Here is an 11,681-nt window from a genome sequence, read left to right as displayed (position 1 = left end):
CGCTCTTAAATTGATGGCTTAAATTCAATTTCAAAATCATCTATAAGCTGTTGAATTCTAGTTTCAATAGCCGTAAAATAGGTACGATCTTTTAATTCTTTAATTTTTATCCTCTCATCTACAAAACCAGATTGTTTATAAACATCAGCGATATGAGGATGTACATAATATTCTCTACATACACTACGCGTGTTACCTAAAGCTTCGGCAGCAGCATCATAGGCTTGCAATAGATTAGCGTCTCTATCTTTTTCAGTATTCAAATCAGGTGATTGTAGTAAAAAAGTATAGAATTCTCTAGTCGCGCCCCATGTTCTAAAATCCTTTGCCGAGAAAATATCTCCTGCGATGGTATGCAAATAATCGTTGACGTCATGACTTTCAATAGATTGATGGTTCCCGTCATCATCGTAATACTGAAACAGTTCCCAACCAGGAATTTCCTCACATTGCTGTATCGCTTTTACCAGCTGTGCGTCATCAATTTCAACATGTTGATCAATTTGATGTTTCCCTTTAAAATCAAAGATAATTTTTGATCCTGTATCAGTTAAATGACGCATGCGCATCGTAGACAATCCATACGTCCCATTACGCTTAGCATATCCAGAACTGCCTATGCGCACATAAGTTTCATCCATTATTTTTATAACCAGCGCAAGACATTTTTCTCTCGTCATTCCTGCCACTCGAAGACTGTTTACTAGTTGCTTTCTAATTTTCGGTAATGCTTTCGCGAAAGCGGACATTTTAAAAAACTTAGTTTGATTACGAACTAAATTCCAGAGGTCATGATAGAGATATACTTTACGGTTTTTTGCATCGCGTCCAACTACTTGCAAGTGCCCGTTATCGATAGCGCTTATTCGCACTTGTTGCCAAGCTGGCGGTATCACTAACGATTTAATCCTTTTAAGTTGAGCCTTATCGGTTAATCTAGATTCATTATCAATTAGGTAAGTATATCCGCGACCGTATTTTTTCCTGTGAATATTTAAATGTTGGTCTGTTACATAAACCAAATCTGCCAGCTGTGCAGCATATTCAGGCTCTTCAATACAAGCACGTATATCTTCAATTGATAAGGTCATACCTATAAAAGTAGTCTAGTACATCATTGAGACTACTTAAGGATATTGTAATTCATGTGTAAAGAATGTTAATTCAATTTACATGATCGGCAAGAAGACGAGAATTACTTTTCTATAAGATCTGCTTCAAAGAGCTCTACAAAATAGGTTTTAATTTTTTGCTTGATCTCCTCTTGATCTACAGGTCTTTTTAGCTCTGCTGCTAGAGATGTTACTGCTTTATCTTCTATTCCACAAGGAATAATATGGTCAAAATAACCTAGATCTGTATTTACATTAAAAGCAAAACCATGCATGGTAACCCAACGACTAGCACGTACTCCTAGAGCACAAATTTTACGTGCAAATGGTGTTCCTACATCCAGCCATACCCCAGTTTCACCATCGCTACGTTCACCTTTAAGACCGTAATCGGCCAAAATTTTAATAAATATTTCTTCTAGTAAACGTAAATACTCATGAATGTCAGTAAAGAAATTTTCTAGGTCAAGAATTGGGTAACCTGTAATCTGTCCAGGACCGTGATAGGTGATGTCTCCGCCACGATTAATTTTATAAAAATCGGCATTGATTTGTTTAAGAACGGCTTCATTGGCAAGAAGGTTATCCAGATCACCACTTTTACCCAGCGTGTAAACGTGATTATGTTCTACAAATAATAGGTGATTAGGTGTAGGATTCTTGGAATCTTCTTTCCTATTTTCAATTTTAATATCAAGAATTTCTTTGAAGAGTTGTTCTTGATAAACCCAGGTCTGTTTATAGTCACCGACCCCTAAATCCTGAAAGAAGACCTTTTTATTCATTTTGCAAAGGTAGTATTAACTTTGGTTAAACTTATACTAAATTGCTAAATATTTATATTATCTGTCAGGATTATTTAGTATGATCAAAGCAGCAATAACACCGGGAACCCATCCTAACAAGGTTAATATCAATACAATCAAAATAGAACCACAGCCTTTACCAATTACTGCAAGTGGAGGAAAAATAATGGCCAAAATTACTCGCCAAACGCTCATATATTATAATTTAAAGGTGATGTGATTGCAGTAATATGACTGTATAAAATGACAAATGTTACATTTTTTTTCTTCAGCTTATTGAATTTAGATGAATTCACAACGATCAGTTTTTAGTAGTGACCCATACACCTCTAAATACACTTAGGTTAACTACTTTATAATCAGTTTTTTTTTGAATTAAAAAGAACTCGTTAAAAAGCACATGTTTTTTATTTAACCACAGACTATTGGACAATCAAAGTACTCTTAATGATGTTCTTTTCATTTTTCACATTCTTATTAAAGTTACTTTTCTGTTTTAATTTACCTTTGCAGGCTTATAAAAACACCTATTTATGCAACTTTCTGAACAAGAAATCGTACGCCGTGAAAAATTGGCAAAACTGCGTGAGATGGGAATAGATCCTTATCCAGCAGCGCTTTATCCCGTAGACCATTCTACTAAACAAATTAAAGCCGATTTTAAAGAAGGTAAACAGGTAAACATCGCCGGTAGATTAACCTCTAGACGTATACAAGGTAAGGCTAGTTTTGCCGAAATTCAAGACTCAGAAGGTCGCATACAAGTTTACTTTAATCGTGATGAAATTTGTACCGGTGATGACAAAACGCTTTATAATGAAGTCTATAAAAAATTATTAGATATAGGTGACATTATAGGTATAGAAGGCGAGCTTTTTAAAACACAGGTAGGTGAAATGACAGTAAAAGTCACTAATTTCACATTACTTACGAAAACCTTGCGTCCACTACCCTTTGCAAAAACGGATGCTGATGGAAAGGTTTATGACAAATTTGATGATGCAGAACAACGTTATCGTCAACGATACGTGGACTTAGTAGTTAATCCAGATGTTAAAAATGTATTTGTCAAAAGAACAAAACTTTTTAATGCCATGCGTGAATTTTTCAATTCGCGTGAATATTTTGAAGTAGAGACTCCAATTTTACAACCTATTCCTGGTGGTGCGGCTGCAAAGCCTTTTATAACACATCACAACTCTCTTGACATTCCTCTCTATATGCGTATTGCAAATGAGCTGTATCTTAAGAGATTGATTGTAGGAGGATTTGACGGTGTATATGAATTCAGTAAAAACTTCAGGAATGAAGGGATGGATCGCACACACAATCCAGAATTTACAGCCATGGAAATCTATGTGGCTTACAAAGATTATAACTGGATGATGGATTTTACCGAGCAATTATTAGAACATTGCGCGGTTGCAGTAAATGGCACTACTCAAAGTACATTTGGCGATCATACTATTGAATGGAAAGCTCCATACCCTAGAGTCACCATGACTGATGCTATCAAACAGTTCACCGGTTTTGATATTACAGGTAAGAGCGAGGAAGAGTTGTACGCTTTCGCGAAAGCGGAAGGAATAGAAGTAGACAACACAATGGGTAAAGGAAAGCTCATCGACGAAATATTTGGTGAAAAATGTGAAGGAAACTTCATTCAACCTACCTTCATTACTGATTATCCTAAAGAAATGTCGCCTTTGACCAAGGAACACCGTGATCATCCAGAACTTACGGAACGTTTTGAATTGATGGTTTGTGGTAAAGAAATAGCCAATGCTTATAGTGAGCTTAACGATCCTATAGATCAACGCGAGCGATTTGAAGCTCAACTAGCTCTAGCCGATCGTGGTGATGACGAGGCGATGTTTATAGATCAAGACTTTTTAAGAGCTCTAGAATACGGTATGCCACCTACGTCTGGATTAGGAATAGGAATGGATCGACTAATTATGTTTTTAACCAACAACCCATCCATTCAAGAAGTTTTATTTTTCCCACAGATGAGACCGGAGAAAAAATTAAACGTCGACCTCAATGATGATGAAAAAATGGTATATGAACTATTAAAAAAATCAGGCAAAGTAGAGTTGAATGCGCTTAAATCTGACAGTGGATTATCTAATAAGAAATGGGATAAAACAGTAAAAGGATTGACTGGTAAAAAGGTAGCCAAGGTTGAGAAAACAGATGATGGACTTTTTATCGATTTAGTGTAGCCTGAACTGGTACGATATTAAGATTATAAAAACCGCTAGTAAATACTAGCGGTTTTTCTTTGATTAAACTTTTCAATTATAAGCCAGTCATAAGGACAAATAAAATTTTAAATATGAAAAACATCATTCTAATCGCTACATTTTTTGTAACAGCGATAACCGTAGCACAACGTCCACTTCCAAAAAAAGGAAATGACTTTACACCACAACAACGTGCAGAACTTAAAGTTAAAAAAATGGCTGTAGCACTAGATTTGTCGGACAAGCAAATCAATAGTATTCAACCATTAATCGCAAATCAAGAATTGGAACGTCAAAGCTTGAGAGAAAATCGCGAGGAAATGAAAAATTTGAGTAATGACGAAAAGTTCAATCGTTTAAACACTAGATTGGATAAAAAACTTGATTTTAAAAGAAAAATGAAATCAATTCTAACAGCCGATCAATACGAAAAGTGGCAGAAAATGCATAAAAGAAAGAGAACTGAAGGCAGAAAGAAACATAAACGTAGAAGAAATGAGTAATTAATCTAAGTTTTAATTGTTGATAAGGCTAGTTTATATTATTTGTTTATTTTTAAACTCAACAAATACCATCAAATGAAAAAGATCATATTCTTATTAGCCATTGTGTGTTCAGTAAGTGCATATTCACAACAAACTATTACGGCAGAACAACAGGAAGTTTCTGCGCAAACTCATATCAGAGTTAAAGAATTCAATAAGAAAATAGAAACTAAAGTTCAATTGATTGTTGATGCTGTTAAATTGGATGAGAAAAAGGTAAGCGAGCTACGAGAAATAGTTAGAGATCGCGAATCAATGGTTATTCGTATAGAAAGAGAAGCGCAAAGAGGAGAAACTAATGATTTACAAGGTACTTTAAATGATGTACAAAGCAATTATGAAAAGCGCCTTAAAGAAGTACTGGGAACAGAAAAGTACAACTTATTAAAAAGCAAACAATCTCCAAAATAATAATATAGATTGGTCGATTAAAAGAAGGTTCTCAATTTTGAGAGCCTTCTTTGTTTTTATACTGGATGCTTTTGTTAAAAGGCAAACCTAACTGATACTTCAAATCGTTTGAGCGCTTACTATCGACAATGTCCAATCCGTATTTGATATTTTGGCTATCACCATAGTAATAGGTTCCAAATATGTGATCCCAAATACTCAGAATATTTCCAAAATTTGTATCTGTTATAGGCATACTATCATGATGGTGGAATTTATGCATACCAGGTGTTACTATTAGGTAGCTTAATATTTTATCCAGTTTTTTAGGCAATCTAATATTCGCATGACTCCAATAAGTGAAAAATACTGTGATGATCCTATATATAAGATAAAAACCTATAGGCATACCTGTAATCACTACTGCTATCAAAGCTGCAAATTCCCTTAACATAAAATCCAAAGGGTGATGTCTAGTTCCACTAGTAACATCTAAAAAAGTATCACTGTGGTGTACCGTGTGAAGCCTCCATAAAACACTACTTTTATGTAGTAAAAAATGAATGCCATATTGAGCAACAAGATCCAGTACTAATAAACTTATGACTAGTTCTAACCATATAGGCAAACTCACATAATTTAATACTCCTAAACTATTTTGCTCTAGAAAAATAAAAACTCCAGCAGTCAGTAAACCAAATGCTACATTAATAATCATAGTAAATGAAAGCAAGGCTAGATTTGTTTGAGCATGCTTCCATTTATCATAAGGCGATTTTAAAAAACTATAGTATCCTTCAAGAATCCAGAAAAGGGTAATCAAACCTATCAGCCACACCAATTTATAGTAGATGGGCATTGTTTCAAAGAATTTTAAAAATGCTTCCATCTCACTAAAGTAGCAAAAGTTATGTTACCAGCTTTTAACTACTTCCTGAGTAGCCTCAATAGTTCTGTCTAGATCTTGATAAGAAAGAGCATCGTTTAAGAAATAGCTTTCAAATGCACTAGGTGGCAAATAAATACCTCGTTCTAGCAATCCATGAAAATATTTTTTAAACCACTCATTGTTTCCTTTGGCTGCGCTTTCAAAATCCACTACTGGATCTGGAGTAAAATGAACTGACATCATCGATCCAAATCTATTAATCTGATACTCGATTCCCTTACTCTCTAGAACTTCTTGAATTCCCTTATGTAAATATTCCGTTTTTTGAGAAAGACTATCAAACACTTCTGGATGTTTATTCAAATGATCTAACATTGCATATCCGGCACTCATCGCTAGTGGATTACCACTTAATGTACCAGCCTGATAAACTGGACCTAGTGGCGCTAAATAATTCATAATTTCTTGACGTGCTGCAAATGCTCCTACAGGTAATCCGCCACCTATGACTTTACCATAGGTAACAATGTCTGCATTTACACCTGTTACCTCTTGTGCACCACCACGAGCTAGTCTAAAACCAGTCATCACCTCATCAAAAATGAGTAGTGCATTATTTTGATCACACAATTCTCTTAATCCTTGTAGAAATCCTTCCTGTGGTATTATACAACCCATATTACCAGCAATAGGCTCTAGAATGATACAGGCAATTTGATTCTTATTATGCTCAAATAGCTGTGCAACCTGATCAAGATTGTTGTACTGGGCAAGTAAAGTATCTTGAGCTGTTCCTTTTGTTACTCCAGGACTATTTGGACTCCCAAAAGTCACCGCACCACTACCAGCTTGAATTAAAAAGGAATCACTATGCCCATGGTAGCAACCTGCAAATTTGATGATTTTATCTCGACCTGTGTAACCTCTAGCTAACCTAACTGCACTCATACAAGCCTCGGTACCAGAGTTTACCATTCTTATTTGATCAATATTAGGAGCCATTTCAATTGCAAGAGCAGCAATTTTGGTCTCCAATTCAGTAGGCATTCCATAGGAAGTACCACGATCAACAGCCTCCTTAACCGAATTCACTACAGGCTCAAAGGCATGACCTAATATCATTGGACCCCATGAAGCTATATAATCTATAATTTCATGTCCATCCTCAGTTTGAAGATAAGCTCCTTTGGCGCTTTTTACATATACGGGATCACCGCCTACTGCGTTAAATGCTCTTACTGGTGAGTTTACACCACCAGGAATATATTTTTTTGCCTCATTAAATAAGGCACTACTACGTTGATAAATAAATGACATTAAAAATCTTTAGGAAGAGGTTCTACAAATAGTTCTTGACCTACACTAATAGTGTTGTCCTTTAAACCATTAAAGGCTTTCAATTGATCTACTGTAATATTATATTTTCTTGAAATACTATAAAGTGTGTCGCCGGCTACAACTTTGTGCGATGCTTGTACACTTGGTCTTACATCGGCGATAGTTCTGGTTTTAGAATCCGTAGGGTTTCCTAGTACCATATTATCGTACTTGTATAGTTCATAACGCTCAATTAGACTTATGAGTTTTTGAGGGTAACGTCTATCTGTGGCATATCCGGCAGCTCTTAAACCTTTTGCCCAACCTTGGTAATCATCTGGTTGTAACTTGAATAAACCAGCATATCTTTTCCTATCTCTCAAAAATAGTGAATGATCACGATAAGAATAGTCTGGATCATTATAGGTCCTAAAACATTCTTGCGCTTTATCATCATCATGATATATACGTCCACCAGTCCATCCTTTATGACATTTTATTCCAAAGTGGTTGTTAGCCTCTACAGCTAGACGACCTTCACCAGATCCACTTTCTAGAATACCTTGAGCTAGCGTGATACTAGCTGGTATCTTATAAAGTTTCATCTCTCGCATGGCGGTATTAGCAAATAAATCTATGTAAGTAGACACCTTATCTTTACTATCAGGCTTTGTAGTTTTAGTTACCTTATCTTCTTCTTGTTGACCTACGGTTTGAGGTGTTGAATCTGGTTGAGTGACTGTTTGAGTTGTCTTTTTCTTCTTGGTAGTCACTACTTTTTTACTACCACCGCACGATGTTAACAGCATCACTCCAAAGAAAATGATCAGCAAATTTTTAAATTTCAAACTCATAAGTAATTTCTTCTCTTCTTTTTCTTTTCAACATTTGATTGTAACCAGCGATCGCCTGTAATCCTCCTGTATGAATTGCTAAAATACGAGAATCTTTAGGAAAAACACCTTTTAAAATAAGGTCTTCTAGATGGAACATCATTTTTGAAGTGTATATGGGATCAAGTGGTACTCCGCTTTCGCGAAAGCGTGAATTCATATATTTAATTAGTTCATTATCAGACCTTGCGTATCCTCCAAATCTATCCTCAGAAAACACTTGAAAATTAGAACGAAGAGTAAGCTTGTTTATTTCCTCCTTTAAAAAACCTCCCTTTAAGGCAGAAAACACCAAAACCTTTTGGTTAGGTGCGCTGCTTTCAATAATACCTGCTGCCGTTCCACCTGTTCCGCCAGCCACAGCAATAAAATCGTATTGAGATTTATCTAGGTCGGTTAATATTTCTTTGGTTCCTTGAATTGCCAGTTGGTTAGTACCACCTTCTGGGATAATCATAAGTTTACCGTGCTCCTTAAAAAGTTCTCTATAGTATTGATCATCCTTTTGCTTGTAGGATTCTCTAGTTACAAAGTGAAATTGCATTCCATTGTTGTGAGCTGTGAGTAAGGTATTATTACTTGCCAAGGTTTTTTTTAGATTTAAACCCAATTCCTCTCCTCTTATAATCCCTATACTAGTCAAACCGGCAATTTTTGCAGCGGCACTTGTGGCTGCTATATGATTTGAAAAAGCTCCTCCATATGTAACTAGGGTATTGATGGATTTTTCTTGTGCATGTAATATGTTATATTTTAATTTCCTAAGCTTATTACCAGATACTTCAGGATGCAATAAGTCTTCTCGCTTAATATCTATTAAAACGTTATTAAGTGTTTTAAAAAACTGATTTTCAGACCGTATTACTCCATAATCTTGCATAGAACAAAGGTAGCAAGCTAATATTGTAAAAAAGCATAGGGTTTTCGCTTTTTTAAGTATTGTAGCTCCGTTTCCATACAATAAGCTTCTTTTTCAAATCTTATTGATCTATAGGCTAGATCATGTGATTTACTAACTCTTAATATTAGATATTCCATTAGGTACCATAAATAGAAAAAGACGATTAAAAGCTCCAGCTGTTGCCTGGCGTGAATTCTTTCATGATTCATAAAAACCGGATCATTTTTCAGCGCTTTGGATTTGACCAATAAAAATGGATATAGCGTTATACCGTTATAATTTTTAAGAAATGAAATTTCGACCACTATCATAGTGATAAAGGTAGTATTTATTAAGTCAAAAGCCTATTATCCTTACGGTCATACCGTCGTAAAATAGTATTTTTAAGCCATGAAAAAACATGTTCCCATTGAGGAAGGAGATTACTACTTAACACCAGAAGGGTATCGTTGTTTCACTGAACAATACCATTTAAAAAGAGGTTATTGTTGTGAAAGTGGATGCAGACACTGCCCATACGGTTATAATAAAAAAACAAACAGCCAGAAATAATGAACGACACTATCAATAACAACAGTCAGTTTGATTTAGACATATTTCAACAGAGTATAAAACAGGGTATTCCTGAATCTTTACCAGACCCATATGTCTATGACAACTCAGTAAACCATGCTCCTAAAAGAAAAAAAATTCTCAATAAAGAAGAAGAACAACTTGCATTGCGCAACGCACTCCGATATTTTAAACCTGAATTTCACTCCATTTTATTACCAGAGTTTAAACAGGAACTAGACGAGTATGGACGTATTTATATGTATCGTTTCATGCCTAAGGAAGAAATAAAAGCTAGATCTATCGACGATTATCCAGCTCGTTCTAGACAGGCTGCAGGAATAATGCTCATGATTCAAAATAATCTTGATCACGCGGTCGCACAACATCCTCATGAACTTATCACTTACGGTGGTAATGGTGCTGTTTTTCAAAACTGGGCTCAATATTTACTCACTATGCAATATTTGAGCGAAATGACCGATGAACAAACTTTAGTCATGTACAGCGGTCACCCAATGGGGTTATTCCCTTCACATAAAAAGGCTCCTCGCTGTGTTGTTACAAATGGAATGATGATACCTAATTATTCTAAACCTGATGATTGGGAAAAATTTAATGCACTAGGTGTCACCCAATACGGTCAAATGACAGCAGGATCCTACATGTATATAGGTCCTCAAGGAATCGTTCATGGTACCACTATAACTGTATTAAACGCCTTTAGAAAAATTGGAAAATCTCCATTAGGTAATGTGTTTGTTACTTCTGGATTAGGAGGAATGAGTGGAGCACAACCAAAAGCTGGAAATATTGCAGGTTGTATCACCGTTTGTGCCGAAATGAATCCAAAGGCGGTACAAACTCGACATTCACAAGGATGGGTGGATATTGTAATTGACAACACTCATGAGTTAGTAGAACGAGTAAAAGTTGCCCAACAACATAAGGAATCTTTATCAATTGCCTATCTAGGAAACGTCGTCCATGTATGGGAAGCCTTCCATGAAGCAGGAATAGAAATTGCGATAGGTAGCGATCAAACTAGCTTACATAACCCATGGGCTGGCGGTTACTACCCAGTAGACCTATCTTTTGAACAGGCAAATAAAATGATGAGTGAACAACCTGAAGAATTTAAAAGTCAGGTTCAAAATTCTTTAAGAAGACACGTTTCTGCTGTGAATAAACATACTGATCAAGGAACCTATTTCTTTGATTATGGTAATGCCTTTTTATTAGAGTCCAGTCGTGCAGGAGCTAACATCAAAGGAGAAACTACAGAATTCAAATACCCATCATACGTACAAGATATAATGGGACCTATGTGTTTTGACTTCGGGTTTGGCCCATTTAGATGGGTTTGTGCTAGTAACGATCCTACAGATCTTAAAAAAACAGATGAAATTGCTACTCAAGTTTTAGAAAAACTAGCAGCAAACTCTTCGCAGGAGATTAAACAACAAATGCAAGACAATATCCAATGGATTAAGGGCGCACAACAAAATCAACTTGTAGTAGGGTCACAAGCACGTATTTTATATGCAGATGCTTTAGGAAGAATAGAAATAGCCAAAGCTTTTAATCAAGCCATAGCGCAAAAAGAAATAGGCCCTGTAATTTTAGGCCGAGATCATCACGATGTATCAGGTACAGACTCACCATACCGTGAAACATCAAACATTTATGACGGTTCTAGATTTACAGCAGATATGGCTATACATAATGTAATAGGCGATAGCTTCAGAGGTGCAACATGGGTTTCCATTCATAATGGCGGTGGTGTAGGCTGGGGCGAAGTAATTAATGGTGGATTCGGTATGGTTATTGATGGTAGTAAAGAAGCTCAAAATAATTTGGAGAGTATGCTTTTCTGGGACGTTAATAATGGAATAGCAAGAAGAAACTGGGCTCGTAATGAAAATGCAACATTTGCGATTAAACGAGCAATGGAACTTAATCCAGATTTGAAAGTCACGTTACCTAATAAAGTAGATAGTAACTTAATTAAAAATATTAATTAGCAAATC

General features: G+C 35.8%; 12 protein-coding genes. 5 read left to right on the top strand and 7 right to left on the bottom strand.

Annotated features, from left to right (window positions below):
* Positions 1 to 5: 5 nt before the first annotated feature.
* The 3 genes from AAT17_RS10640 to AAT17_RS13200 all read right to left on the bottom strand — a co-directional run bounded on the left by AAT17_RS10640 (position 6) and on the right by AAT17_RS13200 (position 2,113).
* Positions 6 to 1,091, bottom strand: coding sequence for a DNA topoisomerase IB (locus tag AAT17_RS10640; RefSeq protein WP_060524223.1), 1,086 nt, complete (start codon positions 1,089 to 1,091; stop codon positions 6 to 8).
* Positions 1,092 to 1,195: 104 nt separating this feature from the next.
* On the bottom strand, positions 1,196 to 1,897 hold the full coding sequence (lipB, locus tag AAT17_RS10635) for a lipoyl(octanoyl) transferase LipB (protein WP_060524221.1): 702 nt from the start codon (positions 1,895 to 1,897) through the stop codon (positions 1,196 to 1,198).
* 57 nt (positions 1,898 to 1,954) lie between these two features.
* Positions 1,955 to 2,113, bottom strand: a complete 159-nt coding sequence (locus AAT17_RS13200; RefSeq protein WP_082586949.1) for a YqaE/Pmp3 family membrane protein — start codon at positions 2,111 to 2,113, stop codon at positions 1,955 to 1,957.
* A gap of 338 nt (positions 2,114 to 2,451) precedes the next feature.
* On the opposite strand from AAT17_RS13200, the gene lysS reads away from it, so the two are divergent.
* The 3 genes from lysS (at position 2,452) to AAT17_RS10620 (ending at position 5,120) form a co-directional block, all read left to right on the top strand.
* Complete coding sequence (gene lysS, locus AAT17_RS10630; protein ID WP_060524219.1) at positions 2,452 to 4,143, top strand: lysine--tRNA ligase; 1,692 nt, start codon at positions 2,452 to 2,454, stop codon at positions 4,141 to 4,143.
* A 113-nt stretch (positions 4,144 to 4,256) separates the two neighbouring features.
* Positions 4,257 to 4,667, top strand: a complete 411-nt coding sequence (locus AAT17_RS10625) for a hypothetical protein (protein ID WP_060524217.1) — start codon at positions 4,257 to 4,259, stop codon at positions 4,665 to 4,667.
* Positions 4,668 to 4,742: 75 nt separating this feature from the next.
* On the top strand, positions 4,743 to 5,120 hold the full coding sequence (locus AAT17_RS10620) for a hypothetical protein (protein WP_042277696.1): 378 nt from the start codon (positions 4,743 to 4,745) through the stop codon (positions 5,118 to 5,120).
* A 31-nt stretch (positions 5,121 to 5,151) separates the two neighbouring features.
* Here AAT17_RS10620 and AAT17_RS10615 read toward each other — a convergent pair whose 3' ends face one another.
* The 4 genes from AAT17_RS10615 to AAT17_RS10600 are packed head-to-tail and all read right to left on the bottom strand — an operon-like array spanning position 5,152 to position 9,078.
* Positions 5,152 to 5,988 (bottom strand): sterol desaturase family protein, encoded by an 837-nt coding sequence (locus AAT17_RS10615; protein ID WP_060524216.1) that lies wholly within the window; start codon positions 5,986 to 5,988, stop codon positions 5,152 to 5,154.
* 24 nt (positions 5,989 to 6,012) lie between these two features.
* Positions 6,013 to 7,305 (bottom strand): glutamate-1-semialdehyde 2,1-aminomutase, encoded by a 1,293-nt coding sequence (gene hemL, locus AAT17_RS10610; RefSeq protein ID WP_060524215.1) that lies wholly within the window; start codon positions 7,303 to 7,305, stop codon positions 6,013 to 6,015.
* A complete protein-coding gene (locus tag AAT17_RS10605; protein WP_060524212.1) occupies positions 7,305 to 8,159 on the bottom strand; it encodes a glucosaminidase domain-containing protein in 855 nt (284 codons plus the stop codon). Before AAT17_RS10605 ends, hemL begins: the two co-directional genes overlap by 1 nt.
* Positions 8,143 to 9,078: a 1-aminocyclopropane-1-carboxylate deaminase/D-cysteine desulfhydrase gene (locus tag AAT17_RS10600; protein WP_060524210.1), complete on the bottom strand. Its 936-nt coding sequence runs from the start codon at positions 9,076 to 9,078 to the stop codon at positions 8,143 to 8,145. The genes AAT17_RS10605 and AAT17_RS10600 overlap by 17 nt, the downstream gene beginning before the upstream one ends.
* 411 nt (positions 9,079 to 9,489) lie before the next feature.
* Between AAT17_RS10600 and AAT17_RS13405 the strand changes: the two genes are divergently transcribed.
* A complete protein-coding gene (locus AAT17_RS13405; RefSeq protein WP_169709770.1) occupies positions 9,490 to 9,651 on the top strand; it encodes a DUF5522 domain-containing protein in 162 nt (53 codons plus the stop codon).
* Positions 9,651 to 11,675 (top strand): urocanate hydratase, encoded by a 2,025-nt coding sequence (locus AAT17_RS10590; RefSeq protein ID WP_060524206.1) that lies wholly within the window; start codon positions 9,651 to 9,653, stop codon positions 11,673 to 11,675. The genes AAT17_RS13405 and AAT17_RS10590 overlap by 1 nt, the downstream gene beginning before the upstream one ends.
* The last annotated feature ends 6 nt before the right edge of the window (positions 11,676 to 11,681 follow it).

The organism is Nonlabens sp. MIC269 (assembly GCF_001430865.1).
Taxonomy (GTDB): Bacteria; Bacteroidota; Bacteroidia; order Flavobacteriales; family Flavobacteriaceae; genus Nonlabens; species Nonlabens tegetincola.
The sequence above is the reverse complement of the archived record's forward strand: the minus strand, read 5'-3'. Positions and strand labels throughout refer to the sequence as shown.